19 protein-coding genes and 1 riboswitch are annotated in these 17549 nt (G+C 40.7%); of the genes, 11 read left to right on the plus strand and 8 right to left on the minus strand.

Features of this window, described 5'->3' with window-relative positions; genetic code table 11:
* Positions 1 to 7: 7 nt before the first annotated feature.
* On the minus strand, positions 8 to 979 hold the full coding sequence (locus tag MKY17_RS21255; RefSeq protein ID WP_339200581.1) for an HD domain-containing protein: 972 nt from the start codon (positions 977 to 979) through the stop codon (positions 8 to 10).
* Between the two features lie 46 nt (positions 980 to 1025).
* Positions 1026 to 1310, minus strand: coding sequence for a hypothetical protein (locus tag MKY17_RS21260; RefSeq protein WP_141992894.1), 285 nt, complete (start codon positions 1308 to 1310; stop codon positions 1026 to 1028).
* A 368-nt stretch (positions 1311 to 1678) separates the two neighbouring features.
* Here MKY17_RS21260 and MKY17_RS21265 point away from each other — a divergent pair, with 368 nt between their 5' ends.
* Positions 1679 to 2248, plus strand: coding sequence for a TetR/AcrR family transcriptional regulator (locus tag MKY17_RS21265; protein ID WP_098373642.1), 570 nt, complete (start codon positions 1679 to 1681; stop codon positions 2246 to 2248).
* A 52-nt stretch (positions 2249 to 2300) separates the two neighbouring features.
* The gene (locus tag MKY17_RS21270) at positions 2301 to 2648 is read left to right on the plus strand and encodes a DUF4260 domain-containing protein (RefSeq protein ID WP_339200582.1); all 348 of its coding nucleotides are present in this window, start codon (positions 2301 to 2303) and stop codon (positions 2646 to 2648) included.
* Positions 2649 to 2703: 55 nt separating this feature from the next.
* Here MKY17_RS21270 and queE read toward each other — a convergent pair whose 3' ends face one another.
* Genes queE through queC form a run of 3 tightly spaced genes read right to left on the minus strand, consistent with a single transcriptional unit; the run spans position 2704 to position 4560 of the window.
* Positions 2704 to 3432 (minus strand): 7-carboxy-7-deazaguanine synthase QueE, encoded by a 729-nt coding sequence (gene queE, locus MKY17_RS21275; protein WP_339200583.1) that lies wholly within the window; start codon positions 3430 to 3432, stop codon positions 2704 to 2706.
* Positions 3425 to 3895, minus strand: coding sequence for a 6-carboxytetrahydropterin synthase QueD (gene queD, locus MKY17_RS21280; RefSeq protein WP_076366231.1), 471 nt, complete (start codon positions 3893 to 3895; stop codon positions 3425 to 3427). Before queD ends, queE begins: the two co-directional genes overlap by 8 nt.
* Complete coding sequence (gene queC / locus MKY17_RS21285; RefSeq protein WP_034309401.1) at positions 3895 to 4560, minus strand: 7-cyano-7-deazaguanine synthase QueC; 666 nt, start codon at positions 4558 to 4560, stop codon at positions 3895 to 3897. The genes queD and queC overlap by 1 nt, the downstream gene beginning before the upstream one ends.
* A gap of 55 nt (positions 4561 to 4615) precedes the next feature.
* Positions 4616 to 4658, minus strand: a riboswitch (PreQ1 riboswitch).
* 185 nt (positions 4659 to 4843) lie between these two features.
* Here queC and MKY17_RS21290 point away from each other — a divergent pair.
* The 8 genes from MKY17_RS21290 to MKY17_RS21325 all read left to right on the plus strand — a co-directional run bounded on the left by MKY17_RS21290 (position 4844) and on the right by MKY17_RS21325 (position 13515).
* Positions 4844 to 6523, plus strand: coding sequence for a methyl-accepting chemotaxis protein (locus tag MKY17_RS21290; protein ID WP_179891212.1), 1680 nt, complete (start codon positions 4844 to 4846; stop codon positions 6521 to 6523).
* A gap of 448 nt (positions 6524 to 6971) precedes the next feature.
* On the plus strand, positions 6972 to 7187 hold the full coding sequence (locus tag MKY17_RS21295; protein WP_098373637.1) for a hypothetical protein: 216 nt from the start codon (positions 6972 to 6974) through the stop codon (positions 7185 to 7187).
* Positions 7188 to 7978: 791 nt separating this feature from the next.
* Positions 7979 to 9160 (plus strand): poly-gamma-glutamate synthase PgsB, encoded by a 1182-nt coding sequence (gene pgsB, locus MKY17_RS21300; RefSeq protein ID WP_076364471.1) that lies wholly within the window; start codon positions 7979 to 7981, stop codon positions 9158 to 9160.
* Positions 9161 to 9175: 15 nt separating this feature from the next.
* Positions 9176 to 9625, plus strand: coding sequence for a poly-gamma-glutamate biosynthesis protein PgsC (pgsC, locus tag MKY17_RS21305; RefSeq protein WP_063232582.1), 450 nt, complete (start codon positions 9176 to 9178; stop codon positions 9623 to 9625).
* A gap of 10 nt (positions 9626 to 9635) precedes the next feature.
* Positions 9636 to 10928: a CapA family protein gene (locus MKY17_RS21310; protein WP_339200586.1), complete on the plus strand. Its 1293-nt coding sequence runs from the start codon at positions 9636 to 9638 to the stop codon at positions 10926 to 10928.
* A 69-nt stretch (positions 10929 to 10997) separates the two neighbouring features.
* Positions 10998 to 12581, plus strand: a complete 1584-nt coding sequence (locus MKY17_RS21315; RefSeq protein ID WP_339200588.1) for a gamma-glutamyltransferase — start codon at positions 10998 to 11000, stop codon at positions 12579 to 12581.
* 69 nt (positions 12582 to 12650) lie between these two features.
* On the plus strand, positions 12651 to 12800 hold the full coding sequence (locus MKY17_RS21320) for a CapE family protein (RefSeq protein WP_179891205.1): 150 nt from the start codon (positions 12651 to 12653) through the stop codon (positions 12798 to 12800).
* An 85-nt stretch (positions 12801 to 12885) separates the two neighbouring features.
* Positions 12886 to 13515, plus strand: a complete 630-nt coding sequence (locus MKY17_RS21325) for a poly-gamma-glutamate hydrolase family protein (RefSeq protein WP_339200589.1) — start codon at positions 12886 to 12888, stop codon at positions 13513 to 13515.
* Positions 13516 to 13520: 5 nt separating this feature from the next.
* On the opposite strand, the gene MKY17_RS21330 is transcribed toward MKY17_RS21325, so the two are convergent.
* On the minus strand, positions 13521 to 14723 hold the full coding sequence (locus MKY17_RS21330) for an NlpC/P60 family protein (protein WP_339200591.1): 1203 nt from the start codon (positions 14721 to 14723) through the stop codon (positions 13521 to 13523).
* A gap of 357 nt (positions 14724 to 15080) precedes the next feature.
* Here MKY17_RS21330 and MKY17_RS21335 point away from each other — a divergent pair, with 357 nt between their 5' ends.
* Complete coding sequence (locus MKY17_RS21335; protein ID WP_339202432.1) at positions 15081 to 15362, plus strand: iron-sulfur cluster biosynthesis family protein; 282 nt, start codon at positions 15081 to 15083, stop codon at positions 15360 to 15362.
* A 50-nt stretch (positions 15363 to 15412) separates the two neighbouring features.
* Here MKY17_RS21335 and MKY17_RS21340 read toward each other — a convergent pair whose 3' ends face one another.
* Positions 15413 to 16078, minus strand: a complete 666-nt coding sequence (locus tag MKY17_RS21340; protein ID WP_339200593.1) for a DUF2642 domain-containing protein — start codon at positions 16076 to 16078, stop codon at positions 15413 to 15415.
* A gap of 24 nt (positions 16079 to 16102) precedes the next feature.
* Positions 16103 to 17458 (minus strand): arsenic transporter, encoded by a 1356-nt coding sequence (locus tag MKY17_RS21345; RefSeq protein WP_339200594.1) that lies wholly within the window; start codon positions 17456 to 17458, stop codon positions 16103 to 16105.
* Between the last annotated feature and the right edge of the window lie 91 nt (positions 17459 to 17549).

Here is a 17549-nt window from a genome sequence, read left to right on the forward strand (position 1 = left end):
ACGAAATTCAATCGGAAATCACTTTTAGATATATGCCCTTCGAAGCTTTTTTATAAGCTTCAATTCCCATTTTCTTGACTTTTTCTGATAAACTGGATGCTCTTAATAATTGGGTTCCTTGAATAACGGAAGGATCAATGAGGCGCACTTTGTTTTTCCTATGTATGTCGTATACCAATTGATTTTCTATCACCTTTACGTTACCATGGATCCGTTTTAAAAGATTTTGCACCTCATGGTCATCAGCGGAGCTTAACAAGGACATGACTTCTTCATCTGTACCGAGTAAGTCATCAAGGCTGATCAGGTTTTTAGCCAAAGCCAATTTTAAGGTCTTTGCCAATATATCATAACCATATATATTAAGTGGGTTCATGAAAAAATCAATAACTTCGCTGTAATACGTTTTCACAAACCATTCCGCCGATTCAATATTATCCAGATACATCCTTCCATTTATTATGATTACATGATCTAAAAAGTCTTGAACGGATTCCAGTGTGATATGTCCATATTGATACATATCCCGGAGAGTATAATCTACCCGATCGGCGCATAACTCAGGTGCTGGCTGTTCAAGCAATTCCCATTTTGATTGAACTATGACTTCACAATCAGATCCATGCTTCTTCAGTATAAATGGGATTTCGGATTCCATAATGACATGATCATATATCTCTTCATGATAATCTTCATCCTTACAATCCAGAACGAGATCAATAACATGTGAAAATGCAGTATGGGATACGTCATGCAGCAAGCCCGCGATTTGTTCCTCCAATGAACCTCCAAGCGCTTTAATTAAAAGCATCACACCAAGTGAATGGTCAAATCGTGTAACGTCCCACTTCTCATTAACTAAATAACTTGCCCCGCCTTGATGTATCCCCTTCAATCTTTGGACGGGTTTGCTTAGAATCAGCTCTTCAAGAACTCCCTCTACAATGTGTTTCCCATAGATACTATCCAAAACTATCAATAACTTCCGCCTCCCCCAATAGTTTACACATTACAGGTAGGTGATTTCATTGATTTTTTTCTGTAAAAATTATTTCCCCCTTTTCACTTTGCTCATATTGCTTTTTTACCAATTTTATTATTTCTTCTTCATCATTCAAATCGATATCACCTGGATTAACCTCATCAATACCTTCTATCGTTATCATTTCATTTATTATTACCTGATCTGGTTGATTCACTTTAAAAATGTCTTCTACAGGTTTTGTTTTATCTTTATACGGTTTAGTGAATAAAAAAAGGCCGGTCAAGACTATGATAATTGAACCCAAAATACCGAATTTCTTTTTCATTTATATCCCCTCCAACGCTCTATTAATACCACAATAGTACCATATTAGGGTATTAATGGTACTGAAATACGTCAAGCGCATATATAGTTGGTTCCTTTTTTCTGTTTCAGGACATAAATATTTCCGTACCTGTTTCATTGAGTTGCTATGGGTTAGAGAACATTGTACCCATTAGCAAGCTAACTGGTATTCCTTAGGCAATGTCCTGCATCCTCTCCTTTGCAACATAGGTGAAATTCCAGTTCATTAAATGGAAAAGTCCCCCTAAAAAAAACAGTAATTTATAATATGATCTAATAATTGACATTTGTAAATCAGTGAGATATCATCTTTATTAACCAGTGGTCAATAAATTAGGAGGTGACAAGATGTCGCCAAGGAAATCGGCAGGTAAAGAATTGTCCAGGGACATGGTCTTGAATGAAGCCAGAAACCTTTTTGCAACGTTAGGGTATTCGAATGTCTCAATGAGGCAATTGGCTAAATCATTGGATTGCAGCCATGGAGCCATTTATTATCATTTTAAAAATAAGGCAGAAATATTTTATAGTTTGGTGAAAACGGATTTTTCCGTTTTAAATACTTTAATCGATGATATCACCATTTCAGAAAATGACCCTTCTGTAAAAATGGAAAAGATTTTATTGTGCTTCTTGGAGTTCGGTTTAACCCAACAGAATCATTATTCCATCATGTTTTTATCGAAGGAAAAAGAAATTCAGCAGTTACTTCAATTCGATTCTAATAAAACATACGAAAAGCTAATCCAGTCCCTGACGGACCTAACGGACAACAAATTGAATCCTGCATCCATATGGTCGATTTTTCTTTCTCTTCACGGATTTATCACTTTTTATATTAATTCTGAACTATCTTATGAAGATGTAAAAGGCTTAGCTTATTTTCATGTAAAAAATATCATCGGAAACATCATATAATTTTTTCGAACATTATTGACCATTGGTCAAATATACATTGGAGGGTTTTAAAATGGTAAAGAAATTCCTTCATATTGAAGGACTCATGGTTCTTTTAGCAGTGATTTACATCTATTCGTTAAATGAATTCAGCTGGTGGATTTTCCTGTTATTGATTTTGTCTCCTGATGTTTCCATGCTGGCCTATCTGATCAATGATCGAATTGGAGCAAAGGTTTATAACCTATTTCACACTTATACCCTGTCCATCTTCATGATATTGCTTGCCATTTTTCTAAACTCTGATACATGGTTGATGATTGGTTTAATTTGGACCGCACATATTGGAATGGATCGCTTATTTGGGTATGGCCTCAAATACACATCTTCCTTCAAAGCTACACACATTCAAAGGCTGTAAAAAGCATAAAAGGCAGTGTGATTACGCCATCACACTGCCTTTTGCTCACTTTTCTTTATACGCCCCGCTTGTTTCCCCATATATAGGTATGCAGCTGGGGCAGCACTTTCACATCATTCAATTCATCATCTGCTATCACTTTATCTATTAACTCTTCGTATTTCTTCAAAAGACCGCTGATCAATTGACGATCATCCGCCGTCCTGCTATCGTCATTGCCGACCTGCAAATAGAAAGGAATATCCGGGTAACGCCCATGTACATGTTTGGCATATTGATAATCTTCCTCGTTAAAGACGACAATCTTCAATGAGACATGGTTTTCCGGATTTCGATTGGCAAGGTTCGAGATGATTTTGTCGAGCACCGTAAAGTCCGTGTTCATTCTAGAGCTCGGCGGCTTAGGTGAAATCGTCAGTTCATCAATATCGAGAAACCAATCCTGCCATCGGCTCCCTTGTGTTTCGACACCTATCTTCATTTTATTTTCATGTAAGATCGCTATCAAGCCGTTTAGGTTTTTCAGCAGAGCCGGGTTTCCGCCTGATATCGTCACGAAGGAAAAACCAGAACCCCCAATTCGCTTCAGCTCATCCCATATTTCTCTAGCAGTCATCTGGACGGTATCTTCCTTACCGGTGCCATCCCAAGTAAATGCGGAATCACACCAGGCACATGAATAATCGCAGCCAGCCGTCCGAACGAACATGGTTTTTTGACCAATGACCATTCCCTCACCTTGGATGGTCGGTCCGAAGATTTCCATAACCGGGAGTTTACTCACTTTCCATCCACTCCCGTCTGGCTTCGGCATAGCTTGTCGGCGTTTCGTATAGTCGAACAAATTCGACTCTAGCACCCTCATATTCTTTCAATGAAAGGGCTTCGGCCATTTTTTCATAAATCCAGACAACCATATTTTCAGCTGTTGTATTCATGAGCGGCAGGGTTTCATTCAAATAACGATGATCCAGGTGGATTTCAATTTCATTTTTCCATATATCCTTGATGTCCCCGAAATCTATCATCAAACCGCGTGAATCCGTATACCCGCTCAATCCGAAAATGACCTTATATGTGTGGCCATGCAGGTTCTTGCATTTTCCTTCATAGTCATGCAGATGGTGCGCCGCGTCAAAGGTGAATTCCTTACTCACGAGAACCCTCTTGTTTGTATACTTCAATTGGCTGCGCTGAATATCTTCATCTATTTTTTGGAGTTTATCCACTATAGTAAAACCGTACATCATGAAAGCACCTTCCGTCTGCTTACATAATCATCCAGTCCTTTTTTCCGCAGATTACATGCCGGACAATCTCCACAGCCGTCGGAGATGATCCCGTTATAGCAAGTCAGGGTCTTTTCGCGGACAAAGTCGAATGCACCAAGCTGATCCGCAAGCTCCCATGTTTCTTCTTTATTAAGCCACATAAGCGGCGTATCAATCACGAATGACTGGTCCATCGACAAGTTCAAGGTCACATTCAACGATTTAATGAATACATCGCGGCAGTCAGGATATCCGCTGAAATCCGTTTCACAAACACCGGTGACAATATGTTTAGCGCCAATCTGACTCGCCAGCACTCCGGCAAACGAAAGGAACAGCAAATTCCTCCCTGGTACGAACGTCGACGGCAATTCCCCTTCTTCTCCATCCGCCACTGCAATATCACTTCTCGTCAATGCATTCGGTGCCAGCTGGTTCAGCAGCGACATGTCAAGGATATGATGGTTCACGCCCAATTCCTTGGCAATGTTTTGAGCGCATTCGATTTCCAAGCTATGCCGCTGATTATAATCGAACGTCACGGCTTCCACTTCCTCAAATCTCTCCAATGCCCAGAACAGGCACGTCGTACTGTCCTGACCTCCGCTAAACACAACCACTGCCTTTTCTTTCTTCTTCATTTCTATAAAACTCCTTTTTACGGAAAAAAACAGCACCCTAAGAATAGAGCACTGTTTCTCCTTAGTTTTTTTGAGAGGGTAGCTAGAACCTCTTCCGCCTTAACGCGGAATATTATATTTTTCCAAGTCAATAGTAACTTGAAAACGATAATAAATCAAGATGATTATATTTAGTGAATATTAGATCTGATGGAAAATTTGGTTATCTTTTCATTGCTTAAATATCCCATTATCCGTCCGATAAAATAGTATGAATAAAATATCGATAAAGGGGTCCATTAATTTGAAAAGCATTAAAGGAAAGATATTGGTGGCATTTTCACTCATCATATCTTTATGTGTCATCTTAGGAGCATACAACATTTACAGCAGCAACAAGTCTCTGGTATATTCCCAGGATATCATCGAAAAGGAACTTCCGCTTCTTATCCAAGATGAAAAACTGCAATATAATCTAGCACAAAGAACCGCATTCGCCCGAGCCTATATTCTATATGGTGACGAGAGTTATAAAGAAAGGTTCTTACAATATACCGAAGACAGCAAGGTCCTCCAGGAGGATCTCCTCGCTTTAAGCGATTCTGATAATGCGAAGGAATTGATCGAGAAAAGCGTGGATTGGAGGACCATGATTGTAGACCGGGTATTTCCACAATATGAAAAGGGAAATGAAGAACGCGCGAAAGAGATACTCAAAAATGAAGTGGCACCAATCAGCAATGAAGTAATGGAGGGTTTCAAAGAGCTTGCTTCTGAACGCGAGGAATTGATTGTCACTTCTGGTGAAACCGTCATCGCAAGCGGGAAATCGGTTAAGACGACAAGTATCATCATATCCATTGCGGCAGTCCTTATCGGCCTTCTGCTGGCGCTTGTGACTGCCAACCTCATTACCACCCCCCTCCTTAAAATCAGGGACAGGATGAAAATGGTGGCTGAAGGAGAGCTGAATCATGAGCCCCTGGAGCAAAAGTCATATGATGAAATGGGCGAATTAACGGTATCCGCCAACCAAATGCAGAAAAACCTTCGTGATACGATTGAAAAAATGCTCGTTGTGTCCGAATCCGTTTCCAACCAAAGTGAGGATCTGACTCAATCAGCAAATGAAGTGCAGCAGGGCAGCAAACAAATAGCGACTACAATGTATGAACTTTCGGAAGGTTCGGAGTCACAAGCCAACCGGGCATCTGAAATGGTTCGGATGATGGATGATTTCACCGGTAGGATCGAGTTGGCCTTCCTAGAAGGAGTGGATGTAGCTAAAAGTTCAACCGAAATCCTTTCCTTGACCAAGGAGGGCACCACTTTAATGCGCAGCTCAGTCCAACAGATGCAATGTATTGATGGGATTGTAAAAAATGCCGTAGATCAAGTGAAAGGGCTGGATTCTCAATCGCAGCAAATTTCACAGCTTGTGCAGGTCATCAAGGATATATCCAATCAAACCAATCTATTGGCGCTGAATGCTGCCATAGAAGCCGCTCGTGCTGGTGAACATGGCAAGGGCTTTGCCGTCGTCGCCGATGAAGTGCGGAAACTCGCTGAAGAGGTCACACACTCCGTTGGGGATATCACCAATATTGTCTCCGCCATTCAAACGGATTCAAAAACAGTCGTCCACTCCCTGGAAGATGGTTATACACAAGTGGATGAAGGCACGAAACAGATCACGCTCACAGGCCAAACCTTTGAAACAATCAATCACTCTGTCGGGAATATGGAAATGAAAATACAGCATATAACAGACGAATTGAACTATATCTCCACAAATAGCAAAAATATCAATCAGGCTATCGAAGATATCGCAGCGGTTTCTGAAGAGTCCGCGGCTGGAATCGAACAAGTCTCCGCCTCTGCTCAGCAATCCAGCTCTTCAATGGATGAAATCACGCATCATGCCAGTGAACTTGCATCTTCGGCAGAACTGCTGACTGAACAGGTTAAGAAATTCCAATTATGACACTAGCAATTTCCCGTCACATGAATGCGGGAAATTGCTTTTCCTTCCCATTATATAGGTTGTTTCATTTTCGTATATTCGGGGAATAAATAACTATACACAATAATAAATCATTAAAAAGCAAATCTATCAAAAGCGGCTGGAAGTGAATGTTTTCCTTTATTTTCAGAATATTTAGTGTATAATTAATTAAAGGAATATTTTAACTTAAATATCCATCACTTCCAATAACCGCTACTGCAAATCCCGACATTTCCTTTCAACACCATGCACGGGCACTTCTACTCAGTAATGATCCATTGCATGCTTTCTCTCGAATCTAACCGTTCACAACTTTATTCACACAAAGACACGATTTCTACTCCAAATCTGTAAAAAAAGGTTAAATTTCACTAATGATATGTTACTATTAAACTAAGACCTTTTAACCCCATAAGGAGGAATTCATATGAAACGTTTTTTCAAATTCATAACAGATTTTAACGAAAGAAAAGCACTGGAACGGGAAACCGAAGAATTCTTTCGCAAAGAATACGAAAATTATATGAAGATGAATCCTGACAATCAAAGAAAAAGAAGGAGATTAGCTCCTAGATTTTATGTGATTGATGGCGGTAAAAAGGGCTCCAACCTTGAGATTTCTGACAGAAAGAAATCCAGTTAACCAGATTCCTTCCATAATCAGCTACCAATGATGCAGCTCAAGACCCACGAACGTTAAATCTCCATGATAAACGGAGATTCGTGACCATTCCATTCATTAACAATATATAAGCCGAAAGCTCAGATATGCTTCTGAGCTTTTTTTATTTTGCATTCTTATATAAACACTATATCTATAGAAGAAACTAGGTATTTTTTTAATAAAATGGGTTAACTTTAGTTTATTTCATGTTTCAGGTAAAAGATCAATTATAGTCCCGTGGGTATTCCATGAGGAAAAAACCGGAAAATATAAAAAAAAAGAGATGTGTTCTTTTACTCATCTTTGTCCAAATTCAAAAGAGTTCAACTAATTGAGTCGTTAGATGCAATATCTTACATTGAATGACAAATGCATAAATATTGTTACGTTTATGTCGAACAATGGGTATAAACAATTACCGAACTGTAATAAACGTCACTTTTAAAAACCAAATATTATTCAAATATAGCCATTAGGAATCAGGTTCAAATGCTCATAAAACTACTTTGATTCTGACCAAAATGGTTTTTTTATTAAACTTTCCATAATTTAGTGTAAAACAACCGAGTATTCCCTCGATTTCCAGCCATAACTTTGTACTCATAAAACAATTTATCCCATTAGATACTATTACACTCCAATATACATTTATTTGAAAAAGCTGATAATAACTATATTACGATAAAATAATTAGCCCTTGCCTATTAAGTTTAAAATCATGTAGTGTGTATTCAGTAATTCAAATATTTGAAAAAAAGAGAGGTTAAAAAATGGCACCGATATTTATTTGTGCGATCTTTTTGCTTGGCTATGGTATTTTCGAACAAAAACGCCATCAGAAGCGTCTCGACTCCATCCCGGTACGTGTGAATGTGAATGGGATTCGGGGGAAATCGACTGTAACGCGTCTAATTACAGGTGTGATCCAGGAAGCTAAGTACAAAACAGTAGGTAAAACAACCGGAACATCAGCAAGAATGATCTATTGGTTTACCGATAAGGAAAAACCGATTGTACGCCGCCCGGAAGGACCCAACATAGGAGAACAGCGGCGTGTAGTTAAAGAAGTTGCCGACTTAGGCACGGAAGCACTGGTTTGTGAGTGCATGGCCGTACAGCCTGACTATCAACTAATCTTCCAAAACAAAATGATCCAAGCAAACATTGGCGTAATCGTGAATGTATTGGAAGACCATATGGATGTCATGGGACCGACTTTGGATGAGGTTGCTGAAGCTTTCACTGCTACTATTCCCTATAATGGTCACCTAATAACTATCGAAAGTGAATATTTGGACTTTTTCAAGCAAATTGCCAAAGAACGCAACACAAAAGTAATCGTTGCAGACAATTCGAGAATTTCGGAAGATTTTCTACGCGAATTCGACTATATGGTATTTCCTGATAATGCATCACTGGCCTTGGCCGTTGCGGAAGCTTTGGGCATCGATGAAAAAACGGCTTTTCGCGGAATGTTGAATGCGCATCCCGATCCAGGTGCCATGCGGATCACCAAATTCGGGGATCCCATCCAGCCAACTTTCTTTGTCAATGGCTTTGCTGCAAATGACGCGTCATCGACGCTGAACATCTGGGAACGTGTCAATACGTTCGGATACAGCACAGAACCTCCTATCGTCATCATGAATTGCCGTCCCGACCGCGTGGACCGTACCGAGCAGTTTGCTAGAGATGTATTGCCTTACATAAAATCTGAAATCGTCATTTCCATTGGTGAAACCACATCACCGATCACTCGGGCATTCGAGCAAGGTCAATTGGATACAAAAGAATATTGGGATTTAGAAAACTGGTCAACTGAAGAAATCGTGGCCCGCCTCCGCCCATTGATGAAAAATCGCATCGTCTACGGTGTCGGGAATATTCACGGTGCAGCGGAACCTTTAATTGAAGCATTCATGAAATCTAAAACAAAGCAAAAAGCAAGTTAAGTAGGAGGAACCTTAATGTTTGGATCGGATTTATATGTAGCCCTAGTACTGGGAGTAACGCTTAGCCTTATATTTTCAGAAAAGACGGGTGTCGTACCCGCAGGACTTATCGTGCCAGGTTATTTGGCATTAGTATTTGACCAATGGGAAATCATGCTGACCATCCTGATCATTAGTGTCGTAACTTATTTGATCGTAACTCACGGCCTTTCAAGATGGGTGATTTTATATGGAAGAAGAAAATTCGCAGCCATGATGGTGACCGGGATTTGCTTGAAACTCCTATTGGACTTCGTCTACCCCGTCATGCCATTTGAAATATTCGAGTTTCGGGGAATCGGTATAATTGTACCCGGATTGATAGCGAATACCATACAAAGACAAGGAATGCCATTGACACTTGGCAGCACGCTTTTATTATCCGGCTTGACTTTCGGTTTAATGAACGTGTACTACCTATTCTGAGGTGCAAAAAATGAAACGGACTTTAAATGCAAAAGAAAAAACACTTATCTTTATTAAACGCACGAAGAAAAAGAATCTTAAATACACTGGAATCATACTACCTATATTACTAATCGCTTTAGTCATTACCACTTGGATGGGACGGGCTGAGGAAGTGAAAACAACCGCTTCAAAATCTGATCATCCATTGACTATGACAATGGTCGGTGATGTGATGATGGGACGTAATGTTGAAGAAGTGACGGAAAAGCACGGGTATGAATACCTCTTCCGTTATATGAAGCCCTATTTTGCCCATTCAGACTATGTCAGTGGGAATTATGAACATACCGCTTTAAAAGAAGAAGTATCCAACTACAAGGGAGCGGATACGCCCATACGGTTAAACTCCAATGCTAGCGGTGTGGAAGCTGTTAAAGATGCTGGCTTCTCAGTAATGAATTTGGCCAATAACCATATGATGGACTATGAAGAACAAGGACTTCTTGATACGATTGATGAATTCAAAAGTACGGATATGCACTATGTCGGTGTTGGATCGAACACTACGGAAGCTAAAAATAGCATCGACTATGCGGATGTTAATGGCGTACGCGTCGCAACACTTGGCTTCACAGATGTTTACGGTAAGGATGCCGTGTCAAAAAGTGCTAAAGCCGGACTATTGAACTCCAACCCTGATTTATTATTTGAAATGATCGGCAAAGCAAGGGATGCCAAGCAAGGCAATGCAGACTTGGTTGTGGTGAATATGCACTGGGGACAAGAGTATTCAACATCTACAACCGCCCGTCAAACGGACTTGGCTAAAGCTATCATCGATGCTGGGGCTGACATCATCATCGGCCATCACCCACACGTGCTTCAATCGTTTGATGTGTATAAAGATGGAATCATTTTCTATAGTTTAGGAAATTTCATTTTCGATCAAGGCTGGACACGCACAAAGGATTCAGCCATGGTTCAATACCATTTAGCGGAAGACGGAAAAGCTACAATCGATGTCGTTCCACTGCAAATTGAAGAAGCAACACCAAGGCCAGCCACCTCTTCAATCGATAAATCACGTGTATACCGTCAGTTGACGAAGGAAACGAGTGAAAACGCCCAATGGTCGAAAAAAGAGGATCGCATCGAGATTACCATGGATCACAAGAAGGTAATCGACCATAAGGCACAACGTGAGCAAGAAGAAAAAGCAGCAAAAGCAGCAAAGGCAGCGAAAGAAGCAAAGGAAAAGAAAGCTGCACAAGAGAAAAAGGCAACACAAGCTATACAACAGGACATACAGCCCATTCAGTAAGGATCGATTGGATACTACTATGTGAAAAGAGAAACAACTTGGAAGCTCAACGAGAAGGGGGAGTAATCGATGATTAACCGTATGACGAGAAAAGTGCTCATTCCCATAAGCATACTCATATATATTGCTGGATGTTCGAAGACACCCCCTATTTCTGACACGAATGATCCGATAGAGAGTAAAACGGAACAATCATATGGGGTCAGTTCTTCAAACCCAATCGCAATAGATGTCGGGATGGATATATTAAATAATGGTGGAACGGCGGCGGATGCCGCCATTGCGGTATCTTATGTATTAGGTGTAGTTGAACCTTTTGGATCTGGCGTGGGCGGCGGCGGCGGTATGCTGATTGCACCGGAATCCGGCGAACCCAATTTTATCGATTATCGTGAATCCTCTCCGGAAGACCCAAGTTCAAGACACGATACAGGGATTCCTGGCTTAGTGGCCGGCATGCAGGTTATAAGTGATAAGTATGGGAGCGTACCAATGGCTGATCTTCTTCAGCCGGCGATCGACTTGGCTGAAGGCGGGTTTAAAGTGGATGAGATTTTATCATCGCGCTTAGAAGCAGCTCAGCCAAGGATATCTTCCGATGGGACATCATTATTTTATCCTGAGGGCGATGCCATTGAACCAGGCAAAACCCTTGTCCAAGAAAGACTTGCTGAAACATTGAAGCAGATTCAAAAGGAAGGTCCTGATGGTTTTTATAAAGGGGAAATTGCACGGGATATTAAAAGGGAAACAGATATCGACTTGATGGATTTAAAGCGCTATGAGGTGAAAGAACGTAAGCCGGTCCAAGGAACATTTGCCGGTTATGATGCTTTTACCGCCCCTCCGCCCTTTTCAGGGATTACCGTTCTTGAAATGTTAAAGCTCGCCGAGGAAATGAACCTCGGTGATTCTTCAAGCAAATCAACTTATATGAAGGTCTTGGGGGGCATCACAGATACCGCTTATCAAGATCGGTCCGCCAATATTGGAGATGGAATAAGTCACTCTAAGGCGGAAAAATTGCTCTCCCCCATTCACTTGGACAATCTTAAAAATAAGATCAAAAGTGAAAAATGGGAAGATAAAGAATCGAATGGATCCGAAGAACATGAAAGTACGACACATTTTGTGATCATGGACAAGTATGGCACTGTCGTTTCCGCAACAAATACGCTCAGTAACTTTTTCGGATCTGGTGATTATACGAATGGATTTTTCCTTAACGATCAATTGAAAAATTTCCGGTCCGGCTTGAACGACCAAGAGGCATATAAACGGTCAAGAACGTTCACCGCTCCTACCATTCTCAAGAAACCAGGGCAGGAATCGATCGGAATCGGCTCACCAGGCGGCGATAGGATTCCTCAAGTATTGATGCAGGTCCTTTATTCTTATACAGAGAATGAAGGCTCATTTCAGGATATCATCGACCGTAATCGGTTCGTCTTTGATGGAAAGAAGATTTATACGGAATCCAGACTTTCGGATGAAATAATATCAGACTTGGAAGATTCAGGATATGAAGTCATCCAGAAGATTTCCCCCATGTATTACGGCGGGGTTCAAGTACTCGTTAAAAACGAGAAAAATGGACAAGTATCCGGAGCTGGGGATAAAAGAAGAAATGGAAGCTGGAAAGCCCAGCAATAAGAGTGCAATCCAGCCCCTCCTTTTCTAAATATCATATGAATTTTAGCGATGGATAAGGGGACTTAGAATATGAATATCGTAAAAAAAATAACAAGCTGGGTTATACCCGTTTTTCTAATAGCAGCCCTGCTTGTGACCATGAATATCTTTAAACGGACAGAAACTTTAACACCCGAAGAGCAAAAGAAAATAGAACAGTATACGACTGTCGAAGAATAAAAAAAGCGGGGGTATCCCCGCTTTTTTTATTTTTGCCGTCATCGGATATGGAAGATTAATTACGCTTCAGATATGGAGGATAACCATGAAAGAAAATAGCTATACTGATTTTATTGAACTGCAGCAAAATGAACAAGAAGACATCGATTACCGCATCATCGTTCATCACAGGAATCCTGATATCGCAATTCTAGCCATACACGGCGGGAACATCGAACCGGGAACTAGCAAGATTGCAGCCGCACTTGGACAGAGACTTCGTGCAAGCACCTATCTATTCGAAGGTCTTAAACCAAGGGGGAACCAGGTCCTCCATATAACATCCTGCTTGTTCAATGAACCGGGCGGCGTTTCAATGGCAGCGAACGCTCAGACCACCCTTTCTATCCATGGACACTACGACGTACATAATGCGCTGGTTTACATTGGCGGAAGGAATGAACCCTATAAGAACCTTATTCAGCAATGCCTCAACAAAGCTGGATTTCAAACTGATCATGCACCGCAGCACCTTTCAGGCATGAAAGGAAACAACATCACCAACACATCCAAGACGGGTGCAGGCGTGCAATTGGAACTTTCCACAAAGCTTAGAAAAAGCTTTTTCAAAGGTGATGACTTTACCAGTAAGAACAGGGGCAATCCATGTGATCTTTTTAAACGGTTTGTTACTGCCATTGAAAAAGCGACTCTTGAATATAAACAGGTTGAATGAGCTTCTTAGTCAATAAGGCTTTCAACTTCACCGAAGCTTTCGAATTTATCGGCAAAATAACCTGACGAAAGGTTGGAGATATGAACGCCTGCGTTTTCCGTTGTATGGAGAAAACGGCCATCACCTAGATATATGCCTACATGGGTCACACCTAGCCTTGTTCCTGTGTCGCTAAAAAATACTAAATCCCCTGCCTTTGGATTTTCGATTTTGGGCAGCAATGAGAAGTAATCCTCTGCGGAACCCCGTTTAACTGAAAGACCCTGCTCCTTCATGACCCAATAAATGAAGCCGCTGCAATCCATTCCGTTCATCGGATCTTCTCCCCCGAAAACATAGGGGAATCCGCGTAAAGTGTATGCATACTTGATGACATCGTATGCTTTATCATATGCAGCCTCCTCGTTTACATAAAACGGATATAACGGGTTGCTGTATAGTTGAAGATATTGCCCTTGCATCAACTCATCAGTACTTAACGCGTTACGATTTTTGATCGTACTCATGGAAATGCTGTAATTCTCCGATATGCTTTTAAGCGTTTCTCCCGTTTGGACGAGATGCTCCCCTTTTGGCGTGTATGTTTTGTACGCCACTTGGTATTTTGCAAAGTAATCTTCTGTAGTGGATCTCACCTGAACCGTTTCTGCGCCATATCCTGAATTGACAAATTGGTTTTTGCCGACATAAATACCTGCGGTCACTACTTTTAAGCTGTCTTTTTCCAGAAAGAATATAATATCCCCGGTTTTCGGAGTGGCTGTATCCATCCCTTGCTTATAAAAACCATCTACTGTCAAACGGTCAACCGGCACATTTTGCTGGGAAAGCACCCAATGAATCAACCCGCTCGAATCAAACCCTTTTTCAGGCGTCTCCTCTCCAGCTGTCTTTATAAACCCTATAAAGGATTTCGCATACCTCGCAATTTTTTTTCCTCTCTCCGACCATTGATAGATGGAAGGAGTATACGCCGTTTGAATGATTGTCAACTTTTGGCCCGCAAATAACTTATCATCCGGTAAACCATTCGTTTCCATTAATTGCTCAGCCGATATATCATATGTCCTGGCAATCGATTCTACCGTTTCGCCAGAGATTACAGTATGCACAGGATCTGCAGCCTCGGCCTTTAAGCCAGGTAAAAAAGTGAAACAAACCATGAATACCAACGTAAGTATCATACAGTTTATTTTTCGATTCAACATTTTAACCCTTCCTTTATACGCTGAAATATTTTTAAATTTACGATGTTCAAGTAAATCCCATCATGTGAATCTTCTATCCTATCATCCACCCAAATGAATGTGCCTTAATGTTCATGACAACAATATTATCGGCGAACCCAATGAAACCTTTAGCCTATTTTTTACATAAACTCATCAGTCTGACAATAAAACACTCCCACCCGAGAAAAGTTGGAAATCGAAGAATTCCTAGAGGATTTTATTTCTTTATGCAGAATGGGTAAAGTTAGATTAGAGGAATCCCGATCATGACGTGCATATACGGCTTGACCTATTTATGAAGTGGATAACGATATAGGAGTGAACATTTTGATAAAAATGACAGACAAAGCCCGGCAGGCAATTAAAGATATGCAGCATAGTTTGGGAGGGGAAACGTATTTGAGGTTTGGCCTATACAGACCTTGCTGTAACCAGATGAACTATACATTAAGCTTGGCAATCTCTAAAAAAGAGCACGAGGAAATACTCGTTTTACATGATATAAAAATGTTGCTCGACCCATCGGACTCCCATTTTACAGATCAAACGGAAATTGATTACGAAGGCGATGGATTTTTGATCAGGAACCCGAATCCGTTGGTATCACCCATCATCTAGCAAAGAAAATAAGGGGAAAGCTTAAATGCTCTCCCCGCGTTTCTATGAAACTATGGCATGTACACCGTTTTAATATGTGCAAGCTTCAAAAACACATTATCCCCGCTGGCTGTCGTTAACTCAACCAAGTTGTTGTCAGCCTTTTTTATCACCCCGATTTTCATAGGGTCCTCTCCCCCATCAAATACTACAAGCTTTCCTGCATTTTTCTTTAATTGGTCTTCCAAAGAACGAAGCATTGGCACACCTGAAGGATTGCCGGGAAAATTCTCTTTACCGAGGGTATAGGGTGTGGCATTTTGATTATACGGAGTAAGCCATTTAAGGTGATACAGTGATACATACATCATTTTATATACAGGCGAGTAGAACGCAAAGTAATCATTGAAAACATTGGTGATATAACCGTGTAAAGGAATGTGCCCCTCAACATAGATTTCTGAAAAAACCCCTTTTGCGTTCATTAGCGTTTTACGATAGGAAATGGAAGCCATGTCTTCCATCATGGAGGACTCTATAGGATATTTAATCTCGTTATCTATCTCTGTACTCAGATTGAATCGATGGACGTGCAGCATTGGAAAATACAAATACTGCTGTCCATTAAACAACACTAGAATATCTGTGCTCAGATCAGTTAGAATTCCTTTGAAAGTTTTTTTACCTGAGAGTTGAACATCAATCTGTTTACCCAGTAATGCAAACGCATCACTCATTACTATCTCCTCCTAGGGGGTTATTCAGCTAAAAATCATTTGCACCCAATAATATAATAAGAGCAGTGTCACCACTGTCGCTATTGGTATGACTATCAGGGATACGCTTAAATAATCTTTCCATTTTATTTCCAATTTGTTTTGTTTCAAGATATGCATCCAGATAAGTGAGGCAAGAGTACCGATGGGCAATAACAAGGATCCCATGTCACTACCGATTATATTAGCTAGATAGATAGTTTTTAATGTGATCGGATCAAGTCCCATTTCCGTTAAGGTAATGGTACCTATCATTAATGCTGGATGATTGTTGAAAATGTTTGATAGAATCGAAACCAATCCTCCCATGACAAAGCTCGCACTCAGTAGCCCTTGGTTTACAATCGGTTCGCATATCTGTACGAGCATGGCTGTAAGCCCTACATTATGGAGTCCATAAATGATGACATACATGGAGAATGCGAATATCAGGATGTGCCATGGGGTCTTTTTTAAGATATCGACAGGATTTGTCCGTAAATGATACCATCTCCAGATCAGTAAAGATAAAGAACCAAGTACAGCTACCCACTCGATTGGAATGGATAAATAAGAAGCTACAAAGAGTAAACAGCGCACCACGAACACATAGAGCAAAACTTTCAACATGAATTTTGTGCGTTGCCTTTTTGTTTCAACCGTCATTTTTCCCTTTAAGGGGTGGAAATTCTTAGTAAAGAAACGTTCCTCAATGTCATAATAATTATTCGGTAATTTCTTGGGCAATTTTTTCTTGACCACTACGAACATTAACCATGACATAAAGATCAACCCCAGAGTAGCAGGTACAAACATCATGGCAGTATGCATATAAAGCGTCATGTGCACAATTTTCAAAGCGATTAAATTAACAATATTACTCACGCCAATAGGCGCACTCGAAGCTGTCGCAATCAATGCTCCACTCAAAAGATACGGGATGGCTTCATGCGGTTTTAATCTGAGATTTTTCAGAAGCAAGATTAAGATGGGGGTCGTAATCATGATGCTGCCGTCGTTATTGAATAACAAGGTCATTAAAAAGCACAATAATTGAATGTACCAATACAGGCGGTACCCCGATCCTCTAGCCAGGATGGCAAGCCTTGCAGCCGCCCAATGAAAAAAGCCGAAACTTTCCAAGATTACAGCCATGACAATCGTTGCCATGATGGTGATCGATGCGCCCCCGATTTTATTGATGATATCCAAAATATCACCATGGGATACTGTGCCAGTCAGTAAAATTATCATTGCACCGATTGAAGCTGGCCATGCTTCATTGATACCTCCTGGCCTCCATAATATAACTATCATTGTCGTGACGAACACAAAAATAGTCATTCCAATTTCGAAATGCATGTTGTTCTCCCCTTTTTGGGCCTTGAGCCATTGGACCCTACTTGTCCGATTCCTATATATTATTCCCCTTAGTAAAATAAGCATGGATTCT

The organism is Peribacillus sp. FSL P2-0133, assembly GCF_037975445.1.
Taxonomy (GTDB): Bacteria; Bacillota; Bacilli; order Bacillales; family DSM-1321; genus Peribacillus; species Peribacillus simplex_E.

Coding starts and splice junctions, on each gene's coding strand:
- MKY17_RS21260 (WP_141992894.1), bottom strand. CDS start 1,310: ATGAAAAAGAAATTCGGTATTTTGGGTTCAATTATCATAGTCTTGACC.
- MKY17_RS21265 (WP_098373642.1), top strand. CDS start 1,679: ATGTCGCCAAGGAAATCGGCAGGTAAAGAATTGTCCAGGGACATGGTC.
- MKY17_RS21270 (WP_339200582.1), top strand. CDS start 2,301: ATGGTAAAGAAATTCCTTCATATTGAAGGACTCATGGTTCTTTTAGCA.
- queD (WP_076366231.1), bottom strand. CDS start 3,895: ATGTACGGTTTTACTATAGTGGATAAACTCCAAAAAATAGATGAAGAT.
- queC (WP_034309401.1), bottom strand. CDS start 4,560: ATGAAGAAGAAAGAAAAGGCAGTGGTTGTGTTTAGCGGAGGTCAGGAC.
- MKY17_RS21295 (WP_098373637.1), top strand. CDS start 6,972: ATGAAACGTTTTTTCAAATTCATAACAGATTTTAACGAAAGAAAAGCA.
- pgsB (WP_076364471.1), top strand. CDS start 7,979: ATGGCACCGATATTTATTTGTGCGATCTTTTTGCTTGGCTATGGTATT.
- pgsC (WP_063232582.1), top strand. CDS start 9,176: ATGTTTGGATCGGATTTATATGTAGCCCTAGTACTGGGAGTAACGCTT.
- MKY17_RS21310 (WP_339200586.1), top strand. CDS start 9,636: ATGAAACGGACTTTAAATGCAAAAGAAAAAACACTTATCTTTATTAAA.
- MKY17_RS21315 (WP_339200588.1), top strand. CDS start 10,998: ATGATTAACCGTATGACGAGAAAAGTGCTCATTCCCATAAGCATACTC.
- MKY17_RS21320 (WP_179891205.1), top strand. CDS start 12,651: ATGAATATCGTAAAAAAAATAACAAGCTGGGTTATACCCGTTTTTCTA.
- MKY17_RS21325 (WP_339200589.1), top strand. CDS start 12,886: ATGAAAGAAAATAGCTATACTGATTTTATTGAACTGCAGCAAAATGAA.
- MKY17_RS21330 (WP_339200591.1), bottom strand. CDS start 14,723: ATGTTGAATCGAAAAATAAACTGTATGATACTTACGTTGGTATTCATG.
- MKY17_RS21335 (WP_339202432.1), top strand. CDS start 15,081: ATGACAGACAAAGCCCGGCAGGCAATTAAAGATATGCAGCATAGTTTG.
- MKY17_RS21340 (WP_339200593.1), bottom strand. CDS start 16,078: ATGAGTGATGCGTTTGCATTACTGGGTAAACAGATTGATGTTCAACTC.
- MKY17_RS21345 (WP_339200594.1), bottom strand. CDS start 17,458: ATGCATTTCGAAATTGGAATGACTATTTTTGTGTTCGTCACGACAATG.